The organism is Candidatus Poribacteria bacterium (genome assembly GCA_026702755.1).
In the GTDB taxonomy this organism is placed as follows: domain Bacteria; phylum Poribacteria; class WGA-4E; order WGA-4E; family WGA-3G; genus WGA-3G.
On the sequence record JAPPBX010000120.1, the window covers coordinates 22,131 to 45,045 of the forward strand.

General features: G+C 48.1%; 20 protein-coding genes and 2 pseudogenes. 11 read left to right on the top strand and 11 right to left on the bottom strand.

The genetic code is table 11. From position 1 onward, the window contains the following. Positions 1–46 precede the first annotated feature (46 nt). The 5 genes and pseudogenes from OXH39_23870 (at position 47) to OXH39_23890 (ending at position 3,406) form a co-directional block, all read left to right on the top strand. Positions 47–856 carry an SDR family NAD(P)-dependent oxidoreductase gene (locus OXH39_23870; protein ID MCY3553507.1) on the top strand — a complete coding sequence of 270 codons (810 nt, stop codon included), beginning with the start codon at positions 47–49 and terminating at the stop codon, positions 854–856. A gap of 201 nt (positions 857–1,057) precedes the next feature. Continuing rightward, positions 1,058–1,837 carry a site-specific DNA-methyltransferase gene (locus OXH39_23875; protein ID MCY3553508.1) on the top strand — a complete coding sequence of 260 codons (780 nt, stop codon included), beginning with the start codon at positions 1,058–1,060 and terminating at the stop codon, positions 1,835–1,837. After that, positions 1,834–2,136: pseudogene (locus OXH39_23880) on the top strand (Hpy99I family type II restriction endonuclease). The gene OXH39_23875 and the pseudogene OXH39_23880 overlap by 4 nt, the downstream one beginning before the upstream one ends. A 42-nt stretch (positions 2,137–2,178) precedes the next feature. Continuing rightward, positions 2,179–2,430: an endonuclease VII domain-containing protein gene (locus OXH39_23885; protein MCY3553509.1), complete on the top strand. Its 252-nt coding sequence runs from the start codon at positions 2,179–2,181 to the stop codon at positions 2,428–2,430. A 37-nt stretch (positions 2,431–2,467) separates the two neighbouring features. Beyond that, entirely contained in the window at positions 2,468–3,406 is a 939-nt protein-coding gene (locus OXH39_23890) for a hypothetical protein (protein MCY3553510.1), read from the top strand. Between the two features lie 90 nt (positions 3,407–3,496). Here OXH39_23890 and OXH39_23895 read toward each other — a convergent pair whose 3' ends face one another. The 3 genes from OXH39_23895 to yjjX are packed head-to-tail and all read right to left on the bottom strand — an operon-like array spanning position 3,497 to position 5,350. Further along, positions 3,497–3,667, bottom strand: a complete 171-nt coding sequence (locus OXH39_23895) for a hypothetical protein (GenBank protein ID MCY3553511.1) — start codon at positions 3,665–3,667, stop codon at positions 3,497–3,499. A 12-nt stretch (positions 3,668–3,679) separates the two neighbouring features. Continuing rightward, entirely contained in the window at positions 3,680–4,762 is a 1,083-nt protein-coding gene (locus OXH39_23900; protein MCY3553512.1) for a Zn-dependent alcohol dehydrogenase, read from the bottom strand. A 36-nt stretch (positions 4,763–4,798) separates the two neighbouring features. After that, positions 4,799–5,350 (bottom strand): inosine/xanthosine triphosphatase, encoded by a 552-nt coding sequence (gene yjjX, locus OXH39_23905; protein ID MCY3553513.1) that lies wholly within the window; start codon positions 5,348–5,350, stop codon positions 4,799–4,801. A 149-nt stretch (positions 5,351–5,499) separates the two neighbouring features. On the opposite strand from yjjX, the gene OXH39_23910 reads away from it, so the two are divergent. Further along, complete coding sequence (locus tag OXH39_23910; GenBank protein ID MCY3553514.1) at positions 5,500–6,018, top strand: hypothetical protein; 519 nt, start codon at positions 5,500–5,502, stop codon at positions 6,016–6,018. Positions 6,019–6,126: 108 nt separating this feature from the next. After that, complete coding sequence (locus OXH39_23915; protein ID MCY3553515.1) at positions 6,127–6,972, top strand: ABC transporter permease subunit; 846 nt, start codon at positions 6,127–6,129, stop codon at positions 6,970–6,972. A gap of 35 nt (positions 6,973–7,007) precedes the next feature. On the opposite strand, the gene OXH39_23920 is transcribed toward OXH39_23915, so the two are convergent. After that, on the bottom strand, positions 7,008–7,868 hold the full coding sequence (locus OXH39_23920; GenBank protein ID MCY3553516.1) for an amidohydrolase family protein: 861 nt from the start codon (positions 7,866–7,868) through the stop codon (positions 7,008–7,010). 21 nt (positions 7,869–7,889) lie between these two features. Beyond that, positions 7,890–8,738 carry a phytanoyl-CoA dioxygenase family protein gene (locus OXH39_23925; GenBank protein MCY3553517.1) on the bottom strand — a complete coding sequence of 283 codons (849 nt, stop codon included), beginning with the start codon at positions 8,736–8,738 and terminating at the stop codon, positions 7,890–7,892. Between the two features lie 98 nt (positions 8,739–8,836). Here OXH39_23925 and OXH39_23930 point away from each other — a divergent pair, with 98 nt between their 5' ends. Then, on the top strand, positions 8,837–9,985 hold the full coding sequence (locus OXH39_23930; GenBank protein ID MCY3553518.1) for a glycerate kinase: 1,149 nt from the start codon (positions 8,837–8,839) through the stop codon (positions 9,983–9,985). 142 nt (positions 9,986–10,127) lie between these two features. Here OXH39_23930 and OXH39_23935 read toward each other — a convergent pair whose 3' ends face one another. Beyond that, a complete protein-coding gene (locus OXH39_23935) occupies positions 10,128–11,465 on the bottom strand; it encodes a sulfatase-like hydrolase/transferase (protein ID MCY3553519.1) in 1,338 nt (445 codons plus the stop codon). A 254-nt stretch (positions 11,466–11,719) separates the two neighbouring features. Here OXH39_23935 and dgoD point away from each other — a divergent pair, with 254 nt between their 5' ends. Then, positions 11,720–12,865: a galactonate dehydratase gene (gene dgoD, locus OXH39_23940; GenBank protein ID MCY3553520.1), complete on the top strand. Its 1,146-nt coding sequence runs from the start codon at positions 11,720–11,722 to the stop codon at positions 12,863–12,865. 96 nt (positions 12,866–12,961) lie between these two features. On the opposite strand, the gene OXH39_23945 is transcribed toward dgoD, so the two are convergent. The 4 genes from OXH39_23945 to glyS all read right to left on the bottom strand — a co-directional run bounded on the left by OXH39_23945 (position 12,962) and on the right by glyS (position 21,205). After that, entirely contained in the window at positions 12,962–13,708 is a 747-nt protein-coding gene (locus tag OXH39_23945; protein MCY3553521.1) for a phytanoyl-CoA dioxygenase family protein, read from the bottom strand. 54 nt (positions 13,709–13,762) lie between these two features. Beyond that, positions 13,763–14,086, bottom strand: a complete 324-nt coding sequence (locus OXH39_23950) for an NIPSNAP family protein (GenBank protein ID MCY3553522.1) — start codon at positions 14,084–14,086, stop codon at positions 13,763–13,765. Between the two features lie 141 nt (positions 14,087–14,227). Then, positions 14,228–18,094 (bottom strand): HEAT repeat domain-containing protein, encoded by a 3,867-nt coding sequence (locus OXH39_23955; GenBank protein ID MCY3553523.1) that lies wholly within the window; start codon positions 18,092–18,094, stop codon positions 14,228–14,230. Positions 18,095–18,145: 51 nt separating this feature from the next. Next, positions 18,146–21,205: a glycine--tRNA ligase subunit beta gene (gene glyS / locus OXH39_23960; GenBank protein MCY3553524.1), complete on the bottom strand. Its 3,060-nt coding sequence runs from the start codon at positions 21,203–21,205 to the stop codon at positions 18,146–18,148. Positions 21,206–21,458: 253 nt separating this feature from the next. Here glyS and OXH39_23965 point away from each other — a divergent pair, with 253 nt between their 5' ends. Together OXH39_23965 and OXH39_23970 are read left to right on the top strand one after the other, a co-directional pair. Next, positions 21,459–21,806, top strand: a complete 348-nt coding sequence (locus OXH39_23965; GenBank protein ID MCY3553525.1) for a hypothetical protein — start codon at positions 21,459–21,461, stop codon at positions 21,804–21,806. A 31-nt stretch (positions 21,807–21,837) separates the two neighbouring features. Beyond that, entirely contained in the window at positions 21,838–22,494 is a 657-nt protein-coding gene (locus OXH39_23970) for a hypothetical protein (protein ID MCY3553526.1), read from the top strand. A 201-nt stretch (positions 22,495–22,695) separates the two neighbouring features. Here OXH39_23970 and OXH39_23975 read toward each other — a convergent pair. Continuing rightward, a pseudogene (locus OXH39_23975) lies at positions 22,696–22,890 on the bottom strand (DUF2283 domain-containing protein). Positions 22,891–22,915 lie beyond the last annotated feature (25 nt).

Here is a 22,915-nt window from a genome sequence, read left to right on the forward strand (position 1 = left end):
AGGAAACGCTAATCCTTCAGCAACGTCAATAGGAGATTTGAACGTCATGCAAAAGGTTGCTGTTATCACTGGCGCAGCAAGCGGCATCGGGCGCGGACTGGCGGAACGGTTCGCAGCAGAAGGTATGAGGGTCGTCATCGCTGATGTTGAAGACCAAGCGTTAGCCGAACTTGAAGCGGACTTAAAAACTAACGGGGCAACTGTTCTCACCGTCAGGACGGATGTCTCAAACGCCGCCGAGGTCGAAAACCTTGCGGTGCAAACGCTGGACACTTTCGGCGCGGTGCATATCCTCTGCAACAATGCTGGTGTTGTCTGTAGTCGTCCTATCTGGGAGCATACCCTTGCCGATTGGGAATGGGTGTTGGGCGTTAACCTGTGGGGCGTAATTCACGGTATCCGGGCATTTGTGCCACGTATGCTTACACAAGGGGACGCGTGCCATATCGTAAATACGGCTTCTATTTTGGGGTTGGTAGGTGGGAGCGGCGAAGGCATCTATAAGGTAAGCAAACATGGTGTCGTCGCGCTTTCCGAAACCCTCGCCGATGAATTGGCACAGAAAGGTGCTAATATTCAGGTACATGTACTTTGCCCGGGATGGGTCCGCACAGGTATTCTGGATTCCGCCCGAAACCGTCCGGACACATTACAAAATCCAAAAGTGGAAACGCTCCCACGTCAAGAAACCATCGGTGGTTCTCGAAACGTCCGCGCCGAGATGGAGGCGGGGATGTCCCCCGCAGAAGTAGCCGAGCATGTCTATAACGCTATCCAGAACAGCACCTTCTATATTCACACACATCCTGAGCACAAAGCATGGATTCGCCAGCGTATGGAGCGTATTCTTGCATAGTTTCTGCGTTAAAATATAGAAAGTAAAATGTCTCTTTTTTCTTGACAAAAAAGTGGAAGAGGTGTGAAATATTAAAAGAGGGGCGATGTGGGTCGCCCCATACCAACCAAATGAACTGAGTAAATTTGGTCATTTTGTGTCGGCATTCTTATTTTAAACTGCTCGCCATAAAATGTCAACCCAATTTTTATGGAGGAAAAAATGGCGATAAAAGACGGATTTTTCGTTGCGGATTGCGTTGAATTTATGAGTCGTATGGATGAAGGAGTCGTTGATTTGACTGTGACTTCTCCGCCTTACGATAATTTACGGGATTATAAAGGTTATTCGTTTGATTTTGAGAATATTGCAAGGCAGTTGTATAGGGTGACAAAGTCGGGTGGAATTATTGTTTGGGTAGTTGGCGATAAAATTAAAAAAGGTCGCTCACTTACCAGTTTCCGGCAAGGTCTGTTTTTCCAAGAAATTGGTTTCCAAATGCACGACGTTATGATTTATCAGAAGAAAAACACGCCTTTTATGCGAAGTAATGCCTACACGAACTGCTATGAATTTATGTTCGTGTTATCAAAAGGGAGGCCAAATACCTTTAATCCGTTAAAGGTCGAAACAGCCAGACATGGACCAGAAATGCTTGTCTATAACAAAAAATCTGATGGTATAAACAAAAAGACGCTCAAGGAGCTGAAAAAGGAAAAGACACGTACTAACATTTGGTCCTATGCTGTCGGTCTTGGAGGCACTACAAGCGATAGGATAGCTTTCAAACATCCAGCCGTTTTCCCCGAAGGGTTAGCGGAAGATCACATTTTGTCTTGGACAAATCCAGGAGATCTTGTGTTTGACCCTATGTGTGGAAGTGGCACAACAGGAAAAATGGCACTCATACACAGACGCAGATTTATGGGGGTTGACATTTCCGAAGAGTACATTGCCATCGCAAAAAAACGTATAGAAGCACTAAACTTAGAAATGCTATGAAAATAGATGATTTTGTTATTGCAACACAACCTATCAATGGAATTGTTGTGAATTCCGTTGGGATAATCAATTCAATTTGTGAAAAAGGTGTACAGGTCTATTTCATTGGGAGAAATGAGGTCGTAATAGCACCATTTAATTCTCTTCAAGTTATAAATATTGGTGAAACTGGAGAGGAGTACTCGGTCAAAATTTGCAACGTCTGTCACATTCTCAAACCAAAAGATGAGTTTGACAGAAATCAAACCAATGCCAGCGGAAGACCTACCACACGCCCAAGTTGTAAAAACTGTCGGAAAGTTATTGAGGGAGAAAAAATGCCGACATCAGAGCGGAGGAAGATGAATGCAAGACGACCGTCGGATCAAACGGTTTTTATATGCCCCATCTGTGAGAAACGGACAATTGTAGACGTAACTGCAAAGATTGTTGCTGATCACGACCACGACACAGGAGAAGGACGCGAGTGGATCTGTGATAGTTGCAACACCGGTTTAGGTAGATTCAAAGACAACATTGCGATTTTAGAAACGGCTATTGAATATCTGAAACGTTTTGAAGACGATGAATCAGAGGATTCGGATTCACAATAAAGTGTAGAGTTATTATCTTTTGGAGGGAATCTATATTATGAGAACGAAAATCACGTTTTCGACAATTAGTTTTGTGATGTTGCTGATCGCGAGTTTATCCTTTTCCACATCGGTTTTCGCACAGCAGGCACTGGAGAATTCTATAACAAAAGACATCCCGTTGACGCATCCACATATTGATGGTGATGGTGTGCTAACGTTAGACCTATCTAAGGATTTAGGGCTAACCGCCGACAAAGTTGTTGAATTCGTCAATGCTCTATCTGTATCTGCAGGAGAGACTGGGACACTTGAAGTTGCTACTAAGGGTGGTACAATTGCACTGCTGAAACCAGCAAATTCTTCCATTCATCCCAAGGCACTTGTCCTTCGCGAGATCAAAACTGAACTCGTAGCAGAAGTAGCGGGCGTGGATGGTAAAGATGAAGAGTTTATATTTCGATTGACACCGCAACCTTTTCCAGACGAATCAATTATCCAGATTAAAAAAGTTGTCTTAATTAAGCTTTACAATACGACCAAAAGTCGAATCAACCTCCAGGATTGGCAAATTCGATTCACCTCTGGTGTGAACCCCGATGCAACAACTGAAAGGGTTATTGACACAATGAGCAATGTGGATGAAAAGACTTGGGCGCATGGCAAACAGCACGATGCACAAAATATATTCTCTGTAAAGAGTCTCATAATGTCTCGTCAGATTGATTTTAAGCTTCTTACCGATCCAATGAAGACAAAGGATGAGCAGTTATCAGCTATTTCAGATGGCACTCTGCAGACAGGTTGGAATATCAACATGAAGCCTGTTAAGCCTGAGCCGGTTGGGAATGGATTACCCCAATGGATTGAAATTTACAACCGCAAGGATGGAGCAACAACAATCCGGGTTGAGATGCGTGAAACTGATGAACCTGTAGTTCCCCCTGAAAATCCAGAAGTCATTATTGATCCTGCACCGCCAACTGAAGATTTCTAAAAGAATTAAGCAAGACTCGTTTTGTAATTTTTCTACAGGGGCGGTGCTTCTGTGCCGTCCCTTTTAGTTCGGTTTGAAGCGTCGCTGTCCTTATAGTTTCTCTTTTAAGAAACTGAGTGCCTCGTCAAGAATCAATAAGAAGAAACCTCCGTAAATTATTATTACGGCTTCAAAACCAGACAGTCCGACACCGTTTGTGATTGATGCAATAACAACAAGCAGCATTAGGATATAAATAACGGCTTGTCTGAAAGTTCGCATGATGTCTCCTTGTTAAGTCAAATCAAGCACACTCCGTGCGACTTCACCTTTTGCCAAAGCCTCAAATGCATCGTTAATCCCTTCCAGGGGATAGGTGCGCGTGACGAGTTCGTCCAGTTTGAGTTGTCCGCCTTTATAGAGCGAGACCAAACGCGGGAAGTCCACATGTGGGCGCGCGGTTCCATACATCGAACCGATAACCATTTTCTCCGGCATCAGCATCCGTGCGTCGAATTCGACAGGGGTGTTCTCGGGTGCGTGTCCGACGAAAACCGTCAGACCTCTGCTCCGTGTGCAGAGAATCGCTTGCCGGAATGTTTCACCGATCAACCCGATTGCCTCAAACGCATAATGGACACCACGTCCATTCGTAATTTCCCTAATCTGTTCTACGGGGTCTGCTTTGGCGGCGTTAACGGTGTGGGTGGCACCGAACTGCCTACCGAGTTCAAGTTTGTTGTCGAGTACATCGACTGCGATAATCGGTTCGCCGCCAGAAAGGGCAGCACCTTGGATGCAATTGAGTCCGACCCCACCGCATCCGAAGACAGCGACTGAACTGCCGGGCGCGACTTGTGCTGTATTGATAGCCGCACCAACACCCGTCATTACGCCACACCCGATGAGCGCGGCTTGGGCAAACGGCATGTCCTTATCGATAGGAACAACTGCATCCTGTGGGACAAGCGTCTCAGTCCCGAACGTTCCTAATCCGGACATCTGGTCTATCTCTCGTCCACTCGATTTTATAGCCGGTTTGCCTGATCCGTCAGCGGGAAGCGCACACAAATTCGGATATCCTTTCTGACACATCTCACAGTATCCACAGTTCCGTTTCCATGAAAGGATAACATGATCGCCGACTTCCACTTGAGTTACATCGCTTCCGATCTCTTCTACAACACCAGCACCTTCATGTCCCAGGATAACAGGTAACCTGACGAAGGGCCAATCCCCCTTAACGACATGCCAATCGGAATGACAGACACCACTCGCTACCAATCGCACCCGTACCTGATTCGCACTTGGACGCGGTAGGTCAAACTCTTCAATTTTTAAATGCGTGTCGGTTTCGTATAATACTGCAGCTTTCATGGGGTTCCTCCGAAGTTTTATATGGCGAGATCCAATCTACTTTCGCTGAAAATAGAGGCTGTCCTGAAGGAAAGGGATTAAAGCAAAAGTTATTGCTTGCGTGTAATTTTGGAGTCTATCTATTTCTCCGTTTGTAAAGAATCCGCTGGCACTCTGTTTCTCTTTTGTGTTGGTATCTTTCGCGAGTTCATCAATAATGTGTGCTAATTCGATACCTGCCAAAAATTTCTCTACGATCCAGTCAGGCAATTCGTACAATCCACTCGTGCTGAAACTGTCTCGGTGCTGCGAATCCAGTATATGGATGACGGTAAATTGGAACCACCTTTTGTGCAATTGAAGGACTCCACCTTCAATGCCGACAAAAAAGTCAGCATTGAGGCACTGTTCATCGTTGATCCGTTTTGCGTGTTCCGCACGGTTCTTGGCACCTGTGAATGTGTCTTCATTAAAAGGCTGGACGGAAACGCCAGAATCGACACGTAATCCCTTGATCTCCACAGGTTTGAAAAATTTTGAAAAACTTCGTCTCGCACTCTCAATTTTTACTTTGTTTTCTGAACCGATTAGAATTTTAGTGGGGGTCATAGGTATCATTATATCACCTTTAGAAAAAGATACAAAGCGGATTTTAGATTGACATCTGTCCCCTAAAAACGGTATAATAAACAGGTGAAGTGGGTTTCTATAGGAAATCTGCAAGCTGCCCTTAAAAAATGTGAAAGAGGAGAATTAACGTGTTTCGTTTTAACTTGCCTCGCAAGTTTATACTAAAAGGTCAGAGAATCGCGTTCGTTGGTATCTGCGTTCTTGCTATGTTTTCGTGTGGGAGCGGCGTGATTCAGAATTTTGAGGGCATCCAACTTCAATCGGACCCGCGCGTTGACAGGATCGATCTACGGATTTATCTGGTTGACAAAAATGGAATACCGCTGATATGGAACCAAAGCATTCTCAGCCCAAGTGTCGGCGTGAGTACGATCTCTGAGGCGGACTTTACCACCAGTGCCCAAGTTTACTCCATGCGCAATGGGGTGCAACATAAAAAGGTCTACGATGGACGACTCATTGATCTCCGTTGGTCTCAGGAACTCAATCGACTCGATCGGCTCATGACCGCAGAGATTCCACGCTACTTAATAGAGGAAGATCCAGAGCGCGATACACCTTTAGGGATCATCACCGTTGAAATCCAGACGGAAAAACAGGGGCCCTTCTCGGATACCTTAGAAAGAACCGCCATCTACAAGTATTAAGATGGTTGTCAATTATCGGTTACAAGAGGATTCTGTTAGACGAGGGGAAACGCCCAAGCAAAAACACCTCCTAACTGAAAACTGACCACTGAAAACTACTAAAAAAATATGCCTATTCACACGCAGGACTACCGACATTGGGAAGGAAAACTCAACCCCAGCCATTATACACGCTGGTGGATTATTGCAAAAGCAGAACTGAAACTGCTTGCACAACGCAAAATTGTCCGACTCATCGTTGCTATTCCGCCCGTAATCTACATCTTGGCTCACGCCGTAATTATCTATATCGTTAATCAGTTTCCAGGTTCCGTGCTTCCAATCAACATTGACGTTGTATTTTTCAAAAATTTCCTATTTAACGCCTCACTTTTCATCGCACTGATTGCTGTTTTTGGGGGGTCCGGGTTAATCGCCACGGATCTGAAGAACAACACGCTCTCCCTTTATCTATCCAAACCGATTTCATGGATCGATTACCTTATAGGGAAATTTGCTGTCATGGGTATATTGCTTAGCTGTCTTACACTGATCCCAGGGCTTTTGTTGTTTCTTGAACACGTGCTGTTAACCGATACCTCCTTTCTAAAAGAGAATTATTGGATGCCTTTTTCAATCATCGCCTATTCCATAATTATCATCCTCGTTTCCAGCCTGTTGATGTTGGTGTTTTCATCGCTCACCTCAAACTCTCGCTATGCCATAATAGGCTTCTGCGCTGTGTGGTTCGGTACGCCTGTTATCTATGAAATCCTCAAAGTCATTACACGCACCAGCAAAGTGGCTTTAGTGTCTATTTGGGCGAACTACGATATTCTCGGCACAGCCCTATTTGCCGTTTCACGTAACTATGCCGTGCATTGGGTCTGGGCACTCCTCACCCAAGTTGCCCTGATAGCCCTCTGTATCTTCGTTCTTCACCGTCGGATCCGCGCTGTCGAAATTGTTAAGTAACTATTGCATCGCGATTCGGAGATCGCTCCTACGGGTTACCGTAATCTGGCACCGTTCGCATCCCACATCTCAGACTCCGAATAAACTTGCGGCGGCGTTAGCGGTGTTAGCGTTGGCACCCAGTCCGCGCGGAATTGCTGAACCAATCGTACTGCGTTCTGGTAGGCGATCTGTTCCTTCGTTTGATCGTCAATCTGTGCAGATTCGATCTGTGCTTGGACGAGCCGAAAATCGTAGTACGGCAGATCGCTGCCGAACATAATTCTATCTTTGTTGAGATTATTGACGAGATGCACGAGATCCCAACTTGCATCTGCGCCTTCCGGTTTTTGCGCGACATCAAACCAGATATTCTCCTGTTTTCCACACTGCTCGATAGCATCAAGATGCCCCGCTTTGTTCATTGAAACATGCCCGATGATAAACGTTATTGACGGGAACCTTCGGGCGTAAGCAGCAATATTTTGAGTGGAACCTGCCTGATGGAGTAGACATAGTCCATTGTGCATCGCTACCACTTCCAAGAATCCGTAGAGTTCACCACCGAGTGAATGTCCAGAGAGTCCCGGATGGCACATAAATCCGACTAAGCCATCTTCCTGCATGGCTCTATCTAATTCGTCACAGCCTGCCTGCTCGTGTCGAACTTCGGCCATCCCAAGTCCAATCGGAAAGCGTTCTGGATACAGCCTGCATGCATTGGCGATTGTCTCGTGTTGCGCGCGTGTATCCAGAACGCCACGTGCCTGTGGGGAGCCGCCTGTTGGGCACGGAATCGCCCCGATAACGTTGGCGGAAGCCATCCGCGCGAGACAGCGTCCGACACTCTGACCCACAGTCGGTGCGCGTGATACCGTCATGCCGATATGACAGTGTACATCAAAATACGGGTACATAGGTTATCCTTTCGGAAGAGATTAAAATTCCGGGACAGGTGCGTATGTATTAAAACCGTCTGTCCTATCTTCACCTTGCAGCAGATAAATATGGTGCTTGCGCCGCCACTCCGCACCCGGATAACGAACATTCGCAGGCATGTAGCGCATTGTATAGCCACATCGCCGTTTCTGTGAGACGTTCGGGCTGGAGTTGTGGATGGTCCACGCATCGTGAAAATGAGACTCACCGACTTCCAATTCCAAATTGACCACTTTTGATGTATCGAGGTCTGCCTCCACAACTTCGCTTCCGAAGAGATTATTTGTGCGATCAACCTCTTCATAGCGACGATCACGTAATCTGTGGCTGCCGGCGATGACGCGCATACAACCGTTTTCAACCTTCGATTCATCCACGGCTAACCACATTGTGATAACGTGCATCGGATCAAGAGACTTACCCCAGTAAACACCGTCTTGGTGCCATGGAACTGCCATGCCATCGTGTTCCCGTTTGCTGATGAAATGGCTCGACCAGAGGACAATATCCGGTCCGATAAACCGTTCGATGACTTTCAACACCCGTGGATGCGTCAGGTATTTGAACAAAAAGGGATGCTCGAAATGCGGTACATCCATCTGTTCTGGACGTCTACCTTCCGGCAGATTCTCAATCATCTCGTCCACGTAGTCTCGGAGTGTATCCAACTCCTCTTTCGTGAAGATGCGTCCAAATGTAATATACCCATTTTCGTTGTAAAATTCGACCTGCTCGTCAGAGACACTCGTTTCCAGTTGCCAATCCATTTTTCTTACCTCCAAGATTATGTTAGATTTTGGCACAAAAGTGCCTCGGATGTCAAGCAATTTTTCAGTTTCCAAGTCCATTTAACTCTCCGTTTTAGGTAGAGCGTCGGGATCCAGGAATCCGTCTTACTGAAGAACTGAACTTGACAAATCGCTGTGCTTGTGATAGACTTTCGGTTATGAAGATTATAGTTGCGCCTGATTCATTCAAGGGGAGCGTGAGTGCGCTTGAAGCCGCGTATGCAATCGAGCAGGGACTCCGTCGCGTGTTTCCCGATGCCGTTATTGAAAAAATTCCGATGGCGGACGGTGGCGAAGGGACGGTGCAGTCGCTCGTTGATGCCACCGGTGGGCATATTCAAACACATCGTGTGGTTGCGCCTCTCGAAAACGAGGTTGACGCGCAATTCGGTATCCTTGCAGGTGAAGAAACCGCTGTCATTGAGATGGCATCTGCCTCCGGTCTCACACTTGTTCCAGCGGATAAACGTAATCCACTTCGCACGACGACCTACGGCACTGGACAACTTATCCGCGCTGCTTTGGAAGCAGGATGCAGACGCTTAATCATCGGTATCGGTGGGAGTGCTACAAACGACGGTGGTGCCGGAATGGCGGAGGCACTCGGTGTACGATTACTGGATGCCGACGGCGCGCAGATTCCGCGCGGTGGGGCAGGGCTTGGACAGTTAGCGTCGATAGATATAACGGGTTTACACCCCGCTATCGCTGAAACCGAAACAGTCGTCGCGTGTGATGTCAACAACCCTTTGACCGGTCCCGATGGTGCATCGCACGTTTATGGACCGCAGAAGGGTGCTACGCCTGAAATGATTGAAACCTTGGATCAACATCTCGCACATTTTGACTCCGTCTTGACGCGGACTCTCGGAAAGTCCTTCAATGATGTTCCGGGCGCGGGCGCGGCTGGTGGGTTAGGTGCAGGGTTGATGGCATTTCTCAACGCGGAATTGCAACTCGGTGTTGATATTATGATTGATGCCGTTAACCTTGAAGAACGGGTGAAAGGTGCGTCCGTTGTTTTCACGGGTGAAGGGCAACTGGACTTTCAGACAGCGTTTGGGAAAACACCTGTTGGGGTTGCAAAGGTCGCGAAGGCACGTAATATCCCTGTCATTGCGATTGCTGGCGGCATCGCTGAAGGGGCTGAGGCGGTTTACGACGCAGGTATTGATGCAATGTTAGGCATCGTCCAAGAGCCGATGTCTCTTGAAGAGGCCGTCGGAGACGCGTCGCGGTTGATCGCTGACACAGCAGAACAGGCTGCACGGTTAATTAGAATTGGCCAGGGTGAACTTTTTAGGTAGGTTAAGGCTAAGGTAAAAGAAAAATGGGAAGGGCGGAAGGATGGAAGAGTTTGACTGGAAGGATGGAAGCGTGAAAGAATGGAAGCACTCCATCTTTCCATTCTTCCTTTTTTCCATCCTCTTTTTCCAATCAATATACATCTTACGTTGGCAATACCGGCGTGTCTTTCATGAAATCGTCCGTCTCGATTTGCCACATTTGCATATCTGCAGCAAGAGACCGAATGCGGTCAGCATGCTCAGGTAGATCGGCAAGGTTTGTTGTCTCCCAAGGATCCTCAACTAAATCGAAAAGTTGAATGCAATCTGTACCTTTACCCGTTTCTTTGGAGATATAATAGCGGATGAGTTTCCAACGTCCATCGCTGATAGTGCGATGGATGTCTCTATACGCCGCGAAGACTGTCGCTCGGACCCGGTCTACACAGCCTTCCATCAGTGGGGCTAAACTCTTTCCTTCAGTCGTATCTGGGCATTCAACATTGGTCAGGTCGCAGACAGTGGGAAAGACATCGTACAGATAGGTCAGTGCATCGACTGTTACGCCTTCTGGAACTCCTGGACCCGCGAATATCGATGGGACGCGAATGCTGTGGTTGTAGAGATTCTGTTTGCCGAGCAGACCGTGTTGTCCGACAGCGAGTCCGTGGTCGGCGGTGTAGATGACTATCGTGTTATTGAGCTGTCCGGTGGCTTCCAATGTGCTGAGCACGCGCCCCATTTCAGCATCCATGTGGGTAATCATCCCGTAATAATCGGCGATGTGTTGTTGAACGATCTCAGGGGTGCGTGGGAATGGTGCTAATACTTCGTCTCGGATACGCATTTCGCCATTGTCGAATGGGTGTTCTGGAACGAAGTTTTCCGGGACAGGTATATCCTCTGGTGGATACATCGTCGCGTATTCTCCAGGTGCTGTTCTCGGATCGTGTGGTGAAGTAAATGAGAGGTAGAGGAAAAATGGATCCGTTTCGTCGTAGTTTTCTATAAATTGCACGGCGGCATCTGTAAACAATTCTGTAGAAAACTTTTCTCCAATGTACCTGTCGTCATTCGGATATTTTCCTGTCGGATCGAAATCGAAAACGGGTACTTTATATTGATCGCTCATGCCACCAAAGAAGATCTTAGCACCCTCATCGAAACTATTGGTAAACGTTTGTCGGTCGTTGTGCCATTTGCCGCTAAAAAATGTATGATACCCCGCCTCGCGCATGACCTGTGGCCAAACCGCCAAATCGGGGTTAAGCTGGTTTCCACCGCTACGGAACAGGTTCGCGCTGGTAAGGACAGCCGCGCGGCTTGGTACACAGACCGCGCCAACGAGGGAACCCATGATGTGTGTTTGGCGAAAAGTCGTTCCACGCGTCATGAGTGAATCCAGGGTCGGTGTTTTCACGGTCGGGTCGCCCATGCCGCCAATGGCATCCCACCGATGGTCGTCGGCGATCATGAAAAGAATATTCGGTTGTGAGGACATATTTTTAATTTTTCCTTGCGGTTCGGTCAGGTGGGTTTTACTTATAAAGTGCCTCTCCGTAGATCCGTTCTCCAAATGTAAAGCATTCTCACTGCGAAGCAAAATTATGCCATTTAAGGCATAATTTCATTACGAGCTACGGGTTGTGAGGCTACCAAAAAAGAAACATCAAAATTACCAAACAGAGTTGAAACCTAATCAGAAACCACCGCGTAATGAAATGGAGCGGTGACCAGGAGGCCATAGTTAAAAGAATGAAAATTGCTACGATTGAACAATTCTACCCACGTCGCCGGATGCGCCTTGTGAAAATTACAACGGACACCGGTATTGTCGGATGGGGAGAAACTACGCTTGAAGGTAAACCCAAAAGTACTTGGGCGGCTGTTGAAGAACTTGCCGACTATTTTATTGGTAAAGATCCGTTACGTATTGAACACCACTGGCAGCACGTTTATCGCTCTGCCTTTTTCCGAAGTGGGAATATCCTCATGTCTGCCTTGTCCGGTATTGATCAGGCGTTGTGGGACATCGCTGGTAAATATTACAATGTGCCTGCCTACCACCTCTTAGGGGGTGCTGTGCGAGACCGTATCCGCGTCTATGCACACTGGGGCATCGGCAGTTTAACGGACGAAGGCAAAGCGGCTGCCAAAGAACGCCTTGAATTCTTACAACAGAAAGGCGGTTACACAGCATTTAAGAGCGGTCCCGGCGGCAAGTGGCGTGGACATGAACCTCCCTCGGTGATTGATGAATTTGTAGAACGCGCCTATCTTATGCGCGAGTGGGTCGGTCCTGACGTTGAACTCGCCTTTGATTTCCACGGTAAGATGACACCTGCTCTTGCGGTTGAGATTTGCCATGAACTTAAAGGGATGCGTCCGATGTTTGTCGAGGAACCTATTCCGCAGGAAAATGTTGACGCGCTCAAACTGGTATCCGACCATGTGCCGTTTCCGATTGCGACGGGAGAACGGCTGCTCACCCGTTGGGGGTTTCGCGAGATTTTTGAGAAACAAGCGGTCGCTTACCTACAGCCCGATACTTCACACACTGGTGGCATTACTGAACTGAAAAAGATTGCGAACACGGCGGAGATTTATTATATGCATATCGCTCCGCATTGTGCGATTGGACCGGTTGCCTTTTCTGCTTCCCTTCACGTCGATGCCGTTGTGCCGAATTTCCTGATCCAAGAACAGATTGACGCCGGGTTAGGGGACGGTCTATTCACCGAGGATTGGCAGGTTACAGACGGACACATTGAATTGCCAACAAAACCCGGACTTGGCTTTGAGATTGACGAAAAGGAAGCGGAACAAACGCTTGATACCTACCCTGAAGAACTCGGCGGCGAGTACTATTATGACACCGATGGCAGCGTAGCGGATTGGTAGAGTTTGGCTGTCGGAAACCGTCAGCAATGAGTAGGCGAGGTTTTCAACCTCGCCATCAAAAAATTGGAAGATTTTTCTTGTAACTCGACCTACGCTTTAAACGACCTGTTTGCGGTTTGCAACGTAAGGCGGTTCCAACATTAATTTCTGGTCTTCGTCCGACATCAGGTTGCGAAGTTCGTCGTCGTATCTGCCTTGACCCCATGAGGCGTGCCCTGGTGAATACTTGAACAAAATCGAGCGTCGCTCGTGCGATGCAATCCACGGGAGCGTGCCGTGTGTCAATGCCTCCGTGAAGATGACGACATCTCCGGCTTTCTGATGCACCGGTGCCATACAAGTTTTGTTGTCTACCACCGGTCGGAACTGCGACGGACACGGGTAGTTGCTCTTGTGGCTGCCGGGGATACAACAGAAACCGCCATGCTCCGGAAGCATATCGGTTAGTGCCCACGAGGCGACAGTTAACCCATTATACATCCGATCATTTCGGAAGACATAATACTGCGCTGGGTCATAAGGTGTACCACCGCCGTGGAGTGTCCCGCCCGGATTGCCTTCTATCATTAAGATGCCGTAGACGTGATCCAACCGAAATTTTGGACCGACAATCTCTGCTAAAAATGGCATGATACGCGGGTGATTAAGGAGTTTCCGAAACGCGTCGTTCTCCCAATTCAAGAAGCCACCAAATCTCTGTGAATAGACATCATCGTCTACTGGAGCTGGATAGTCTTGGGCATCGATGAGGGCGTTCAGTTCCGAGAGTTCGTCTGCCCCCAAAACGTTTTCGATGTTGACATATCCCCATAAGTCGAATAGGTATTTTTCTTCGGGGCCCATTAAGACACCTCCGTTAAAGGTAGCAGGCACACGCCGTGTGCCGTAGTCTCTGTCTTACTGATGTGCCGAGCGCGAAGTGGGTTCAAGCCGTGTAACAACGATTTGTTCTCTGTCGATCAGTTCGCCGACGCGCGGTGAGATTTCGTTTACCCACCGGTCATCTTCATAAACGGCTGCGTAGAGTTGTTCTCGCTGCGCTTCACTCTCAAAACGGCGAATCCAGACGTAAAGATCGTCCTCTTCTTCACCGATAAAACTACCAATCACAACCATCCCTTTAGAAATCTGGAACGGGAGGATCGTTTCTTCCATGTATTCCACCCAGTTTTCGTGTTGACCGGGTTTCGTTCTATACTGTCGTAGTTCAAAAAAAGCCATAAAAATCTCCTTTTAATAGCGGTCAGTTGTCAGTCGTCAGCGGTCAGTCAAGAGAGCGTTGTGGTAAGTAAAATGTTCGCAATTGCCACACGCGTTACTGACTGCTGAAGGTTTCCGACAGCTTCCGATAGCCATTTTACGTTAGGTCCGGTTATAGCCGTAGCTTTTGCCTGTAATTTCAAAAAGTGCTGCTGCTGCTTGGAAGTGAATTTCTGCATCCTGGTCTTGAAGAATCAATTCCAGGAGGGACACTGCGTTGGCGTTTTTCGCCTCACCGAGTGCTTTGATAGCATCAAGTTGGAAGCCTCTTGTGACTTTGGCTTCATACAACGCGGTTAATTTTGCTACCAACGCGTTGACCGCCTTGTCTGTTCCAATCTTGCCCAATGCGCGCGATGCATCGCGACGAATCTCCACATGATTGTCATCGTTGTTCATCACTTCGATAAGTGCGTCAGTTGTTGTAATGTCTGTCAATTCACCAAGCCCTTGAGTTGCTGCTCGACGGACATCCTTATTGACTTCGGTTTCACCCTTCATCATCTGAACGAGTTCTGGTATGAGTTCACTGATTCCAGCTTGCCCAATGCTAAGTGCTGTGGCTTTTCGGGTATCCACATTCGGATCGGCTAATCGTTGTTTAAGTTGTGAGATGTCCAAAGTGAAGTCATCTGTATCACACCTGCCCAAGGCAACCATTGCAGCATTTTTGACAGCGACATCTTCCCATTCATCTTCAGCTCGGGCAGCCATTTTTGGTGCGACAAACGCCGGTAGGTCGAGTTTTTTAGCGGCGTTGACAAAGACCTCCCAACTCCAGTTCCGTTTCAAATCGTCTGCACCAATGGCTTTTCTGTTTACAGCGTCCTCAAGGGCGACAATATATTCAGTGTCGTCAACAAGTCGTCTCCCGACGGCTTCCGCTGCGCGTGTACCACCAATTTCCCCCAGTGCTATTGCGGCTTTTGTCCGTGCGGAAGCGTTCGCTAATGCTGCTGTACCCGTATCCATAACTATCCGCTTGTCTTCCAAAATAGCGATGAGTTTAGGTATTGCCGCTTTGCTTTCGAGTTTACCCAGAGCAACAATAGCATTTTTCGAGATGTTTCCGATTCGGCTGTCTAAAGCGCGAAGCAACACAGCTTCGATTTCTTTATTAGTGGTGACACCAATGTTTCCTAATACTGCAACTGCTGTGTTTCGGACTGCATCCGTTTCCAAAGGGTTTTCAACCATGGTTATCAGTTTAGAAACGGCTTTTGCATCCTTAAGTTTCCCAAGGGCAGCCGCTGCTTGCAATCGAATCTCAGCGTTTTCGTCCTCAAGTGCAGCCAGCAGTGGTGCAGAGGCACGTTCATCTTTAAGGGCTCCAAGCGAAAACGCTGCCGCGGCACGAATGGATTTCATTTCATCTCTGTTTTCAAGAACGGCTATTAAGGGTTCAACTGCCTTGCGTTCTTTAAAGCCACCTAACGATTCTGCAGCACGCCTTCGGACGACATAACTCGGATGTTTCAATTCTTCGAGCATCGCATCAACAGCGACTTTTTTCGCAGTCGCCCCGAGAATATGAACGAGTGCCCATCGAGTCCACTCATCATCTGCAGATTTAAGAGCATTGAGCGCAAATTCCGCTGTTGGGATGTTTCCATCTTTGATTAATGCACCGATAACCTGAGCTTGAACAGATTGCACTTCGTATCCATCATCAAAACTTCCTAAGCCCTTTTTAACGATGTCAACAAGCCCTTTATCCCCGGCTTGAATCTCTCTGAGTGCGACTGCTGCCTGGAGGCGGGTTGTTTCATACTTATCGCTACGTAGGACATCTAACAGCGGATCCACAACCTTTTGCCCTTTTATTTTCCCAAGAGCAATAGCGGCTTCCTGTCGGACAGCACCTTGCTTATCTTTCTTCAAAGCAGTAACAAGGGGGTCAATTGTGGCATCACCCTTGACTTCACCGAGTGCCCATGCGGCACTTTGTCGCACCGTTGCCCGTCCGTCGTCCTCAAGTGCGCGAACGAGGGGTTCTATCACAGTATCGCCTTTGATGATACCGAGTGCGCGTGCGACTTCACTCCGCACGAGACTTGGGATCGGTTTGAGTTCACCCCATGTCCGGTAGTTTGCACGCGGATAGTCAGGGGTCCACTGGATCTGGAAGGAATCGACCTGTGTTCGGAGGGCATCAAGCGTTTTATACTCACGTTTCATGTGCCGCTGAAAGTCTGAGATTTCGTCAAACTGTGTAGACAATACCCAGATTAACACTGGAATGCTTTCAGTGGCTTGGATTCGACTCAGTACCTTGACAGCGTTGGAACGTATGACAGGGCTGGTTTCGTCACTGAACATCAGAAGTAGCATCGATTGTGTCGCTTGTTCAGGTTTGAGTTGCCAGAGTGCCTCAATAGCGGCGGTACGCACAGTTTCACGCATCTGTTTGTCCATTGCCATGATAATCAACTTTTGGACGGCATCTTCTGTAGATACGTTGATTTTTCCAAGTGCTTCCGCTGCTTGCGTCGCTGTGGTATCGTCATAAGAGAGTGCGTTCGTAAGAGCGATGACTGTCCTGTTATTCTCACCACGTGCCCGCATATTACCGAGCCCAACGGCTGCAATTGCCTTTACCTCTTTATATGGATCGCTGTCCAATGCCTCAATCAGTGGAACAATTGCGCGCCGGTCACCGATTTGCCCGAGCGCATCAGCGACCTTGACCCGAATTTCATCTGTCCCGTTTTTGAGCGCGTCAATCATCGGTAGAACAGCAACACCGCGCATCTCGACGAGTGCCGCCAACGCTTTATCTTGCAACTCTTCGTTTGCTAGCTCGTCTATCAGTGGCTCTACTCCATCCTCCGATTTAAGCAACCCGAGTGCTTGAATCGCGGCGGATAAGGTTCCAATCCTATATTTTTTCATCCACAAACCGTCAATATAAGCACTTGCGATGTATTGGTATTCTGTGGTGAAGCCGGTATCCTCATCGGGGATGAGGTTTCGCGCTTTCGTGTCCAATATTTCAAGTAGCGGCGCAGTGGCGGGTTCCCCGATACGATTGAGCGCATCTATGGCTGTATTTTTGACATAACTGTTTGGATCTGCGAGCAATCTGATAAGATCGGGGATAGCGTTTTCCGCTTGGATGCTTCCGAGTAGTTTTGCGGCGTGCATCCGAACCTGCGCGCTGTTGTTTCTGAGAGCGAGTTGGAGTCCCGGCACAATAGATGCAGGGTCGGAGACTGCCCTCATCGATTGCTCAAGCGCAACGATTGCCCTATACGCGACCTCCGGTGCGTTTCCAATGTTAGCGAGTACTTCTTCAAAGACCGGAATGAGTTCGGGGTTCCGCATCGCACCGAGGTGGCGTATCGCCTCTTTTTGTATTGCTGTATCCTTATGTTGTATTGCCTGCCGCAATAGTTCAACAACTGCTTCCCCATTTCCGAGTTTTGCGGTAAGGTCTGCGACAGCTGCGCGTGCTTCCGGTTGATAGCATTTTTCTGCGGCTAAAAGCCCTGTAACGACAGCAGCATCTGTGTATGCTATGAGTTCAGGGAGTAGTTCTGCGCGTTTTTCGACGGCTTGCGCAAGCGATACGGCGAAGAGTCCAGAGATAGAGTGTTGTGAGCGGACGAGTCTTTCTTGTCGATCAAGCTCGTCAGAATCTGGATCTTCCTGTAATGAGATAGCAAGGATGTCCGCAGTCAATGTATCAAGATAAGCGTTTGATGCTGCAATCGCTTCGTGCCAGCTTTCCGCTTCGGTGCGCGTCCGATTTTGTAGGAAAGCCTTCAGGTGTTGTGCCTCCTGATTTCCAGCGTCTGTTCTTTGAACGGCTGCTTCTGCAGCGGTATAATCCGCTCGAACGATAGCGGCTCGCGCTTCAATAATGTCCCTATTCTCTTTCTCACCACACCCTATTACGAGGACAATAGTTAAAATGAGTAAGAGATGGATGCAGATTTTCAATGTATTACATAAGAGATGTTGTTTCATGTTTTTCTCCTGTCGTAGCGGCAGGCGCGCTTAGCCGTTCTTCCAAGTTTTTTACTCCCCAGCGATCACGAGTTTCGTCAAGTCTGCGACAGCATGGATATTTTGCGCGATTCGGTTCAACAATGCCAATCGGTTCGTACGCAGTGCTGGTTCTTCTACCATAACTAAGACATCGTCAAAGAATGTGTCTATTGCGGGTTGTAAAATGGCGAGTTGCGTTAGCAGCTTAGCATAGTCACGTTCCTGAATATTTTCTTGGAAATGTGGTTCTGCCTCAGTGATACAGGCGTACAGCTGCTTTTCAGCAGCGTCGCACAGAAGCGCGGCATCTACAGTTTCTGGCGCGTTTGGTGGTAGAATTCTCAGCACTCGATTGAGTGCATTATATACTTCCTCAAAATTTGGTGTCAAGCGAAATTCGGCAAGAACACTGGCACGTTTGAGAATATCGATGATGTCAACATCGCCGACTGCTAAAACGGCATCGGCAAGGTCGGGGGCGTATTGCTGTGCTTCCTGCAGGATAACGCGTAGGCGTTCCTTGATGAAACCCAAAACGCTTGTTTTTGTATCGTCGGCTAATTCGACGGTGTAAAGGGAGATTGCTTCTTCAACAACAGCATCTAAAGAGAGCGGCAGTTTCCTGTCTTGGAGAATTCGGATTGTGCCAAGGGCATGCCGTCGTAGTGAGTAGGGGTCTTGTGAACCCGTGGGGCGTTCTTCTATGCCGAAATATCCGACAATGGTGTCAAGTTTGTCAGCGATGGCGAGCAATGTGCCGACTTCGGTTTCGGGCAGCGGTGTATCCGCGCCAAGCGGTTGGTAGTGCTCCGCGATGCCAGCGGCGACGGGTTCAGACTCCCCTGAGTTTAGGGCGTAATAGCTTCCGGTGATTCCCTGCAATGACGGGAATTCGATGACCATGTGGGTCGTCAAGTCTGCCTTACAGAGCCACGCTGCGCGCTCCCCATGGCTAACAGTCGTTTCTTTCGCATTTAACGCTTCCAAAATAAATCGCACCAACGCTTTGAGCCGTTCCGCTTTGTCTAAGAGTGAACCGAGTTTCGCATGAAAGACAACCGCCCCCAGACGTTCAACTTTATCGGCAAGACTGGTTTTCTGGTCTTCGCTATAAAAGAACTCAGCATCGTTGAGTCTTGCGTGCAGCACACGCTCATTCCCATGTCGAACACCGTCGATATTTCCGTCTGTTCCATTGGAGATGGTAATAAATTTCGAGGCAAGGGCAGACTCATCTTTCCACATCGGAAAATAACGTTGATGCTTTTTCATCGCGGTAATCAGCACTTCAGGTGGTATTTCCAAATGCGACTCACTGAAATTGCCAACGATGGGCTGCGGGTTTTCTACGAGATAGTTCACCGTATCCAGTAGTTCATCATCTACTTTTGGGAGACAGTTTTCAGCGTCTAAAACGTCTCTTACCTGTTTTTCAATGGTGTGCCTACGTTCTTTCGGACAGGCAATGACACCGGCATTACGCAGGTTTTCAACGTAAGCCTTTAAATCGGCAGATGCCAAAGTTATCGGTTCGGGATACAAGGAACGGTGTCCATAAGTTAACCGTCCTGCGTCTGCAGCACCGTAACTGCAGTTGATGACCTCATCCCCCAATAGTGCCACAAGCCATCGGATAGGACGCGCGAAGCGAGCGAACGCACGCGGTTCTTCGGATTTGGTTTCCCAACGCATGGTTTTGGGGAAACGGAGTTCCTCAATCCATTCGGGCAGGAGTGGTTGCAATACTTCTGATGTGGGTTCCCCCGTTTCGAGTTTGGAGGCAGCCACGTACTCGCCTCGTTCGGTATCAACGATACGCAGTGCTGAGAGTTCAACACCCTGTGTCTTTGCGAAGCCAATAGCCGCTTTGGTAGGCTCGCCGTTTTCGTCGTAGGCGATACGTTTTGGGGGGCCCACCACCTCTGTTTCTTGACTTTCTTGAAGGGTCTTTATGTCCTTGATACTGAGCGTAAGGCGGCGCGGTGTGCCGAGTGTCTCAATTTCACCAAACGAGATTCTATGATTCGTAAGGGATTCGGCTGCGATCTTATGTAGCTGCTCAAGGACAGGTGGTACGTAACTCGCGGGGATCTCTTCCGTACCGATTTCAAACAAGAGATCGGCGGTTTCAGTACTGTTAGAAACCGCACCTACCGTGGTGGAGGCTGGTTCGGTGCAGTTGGAAACCGCGCTTACCATGGTAGGAGTTGCCTCCGTGCTGAAGCGTCCCATGAGCGGATGTTCCATTTCTTCACGCTGCTTGACATACGCACGTGCGATCCGCTGTGCAAGTCGTCGCACGCGTTCAATGTAACTCACCCGTTCCGTGACACTGATGACCCCGCGCGCATCTAACATGTTGAAGGTGTGCGAGCATTTCAAGACATGATCGGTTGCCGGTAGCACTAACCCCGCATCTAAACATGCATAAGTTTCCTTCTCGTAGGTGCTGAACAGGTCAAAAAGCATCTCTACATTTGCGTGCTCAAAGTTATAAGTCGAGTATTCTATCTCGCTTTGGCGGTGGACATCACCATAGTTAACGTGTTCATTCCAGCGGATGTCAAAGAAGTCGTCAACATCTTGCAAGTAGAGTGCGATGCGCTCAAGTCCGTAGGTAATCTCGGCACAAATCGGATCGAGATCAATGCTCCCCATCTGTTGGAAGTAGGTGAACTGCGTGACTTCTGCACCGTTCCACCAAACCTCCCAACCGAGTCCAGAGGCACCGAGTGTCGGGGATTCCCAATCGTCTTCAACAAATCGGATGTCATTTTTGCGAGGGGAGATACCGAGACTATAAAGGCTCTCAAGGTAGAGGGGCAGCACGTTTTCAGGTGCTGGTTTCAGTATCACCTGATATTGATAATACGCGCCGACGCGGAAAGGGTTTTCGGCGTATCTGCCATCAGTGGGACGACGGACGGGTTCTACATAGGCTGTCTGCCACGGTTCTGGACCGAGGCATCGCAAAAAGGTTGCAGGATTGAATGTCCCTGCACCGACTTCTATATCGCACGGTTGTTGGATAATGCAGCCGTGGTCTGCCCAAAATTTCTCTAACGCTAAAATTATTTCTTGAAGAGTCATATCTGTTTTTTCTTTGCACACTCCATTTTGAATTGATTGATGCACATTTATTGTAACATAACAGGTTTCTTTAAGCAAAGGATTTTCAAGGCGTAAATTTTCATTGCATTTTCAAAGGAAAATGGGATATAATAGTTGATCAACGGATTTATTTCTCAGATGTTCTTCTGCTTTGTGGTGGAGACAAGGCATCACAAGCGTGGGATATTGAATGCGCAAAAACCTATTGGCGAGAATACAAGAAGACATACCCATGAGAGAAATGGGAAACTGGCGCGAGTACCAAATTGAAAGACTGGCTAAAGACCGGGAGGCAGCAATTGACTATCTCCAGTTGACATTGGAGGAATACCTTATTGATGGTGATTTGCCTTTTTTTCTAAAAGGACTCCAGACCTTTGTAGAATCACAAGGTGGAGTTTCTGAACTTTCCAAACGCACCAATATTGAACCTGAAATTTTCTTGGATGTGTTATCCAATGGAAATGCCCCACGGTTAGACATGCTCAGAACTATTCTGAACGCGCTTGAGTGTCGGTTATCAATTGAACCCCAAGCGCGTGTGAACATCAGTCTTGAAACTGCTACTGATTCACCGTAAGCCTGAAAATATGTAACCATAGGAGAAAAGCATGAAGCAGATCGTAAGAATCGCCTTACTCAGCCTTACGCTTTTCGGTTTCCTTGTACTCGGAAACCATACTGTGCGCGCCGAAAATCAATCCGACTCGGAGCCGAAGGTTCAACGCAGTACGAAAAAGAAACCGCAGCTCCGCCGTGCAACTGTTAAGAAACAGAAAAAGAAATCGGAGAAGAAAAGGGTGAGAAACACACGCCGTATCACCAATCTCCGGAAGACTTGGGCACGAAACCGCGCGAAACAAACGCGCCAAGACCAACGCACATCTGTGCCAGCAGAAACGCGAGTGCGTCAGCCTGCTGATCCCGCCGCTACGCTTCAACCGCAGGATGCCGTGAGGCTCGGTCTCCAATCGCCGGAGTCTGTGTTACCGCAACCGTTTTACGTCGATATACAAAGCGACGGCGATAGACACAGGCTCGATGTGGGTGTTCAGACCGAAGACGGTTCGGCTCTTAGTTTCCATGTGGCGGAAGAAGCCAGCACAGAAGGGATCACCAAAAGTGTTGGTGTGGGCGGGTCAGTCACCTTTGACGAGATGCCAGGGTTTATCACGCGGACGCGCGACATCTTATTTTATGTCCCGAAAAAGATCGGTGCCGGTGTCGTGTATTTCGGCAGAGGGGTCAAGCGTTTATTCTCGTGGTAAGTGTTAAGTCGGATATAATTGCCTCAAGTGCTACACTCACAAAGCCATTGTCTGCTATCCGCTTTTGTACTGATATAAATTCTAAACATCATTTCCCTCCGAAACGGATTCCAACCAATCAATAGCAGCCTTTTCATCTTGTTTGAGCAAAAAAACTTGTCTTAACTTTACTGATTTTGTGGTCTGAATAAACGGTAGCACTTCAAGCATTTTTGCATGGGCAGATTCTAAAATCGAATCCCGAATGAAGGTACTGGCATTTAAAATTTCAATACCGATGAGTTCACCGTCCGCGTTTAATTCGGCAGTGATATTAGGACTGAGTTCAAGACTGTTGCTTTCTGGTTCCTCGGAAATCGCCAGATGCAGTATATCCTCTTTCTCAAAGTAGACCATCTTTGTTTTATTTAAGAGTGTACCT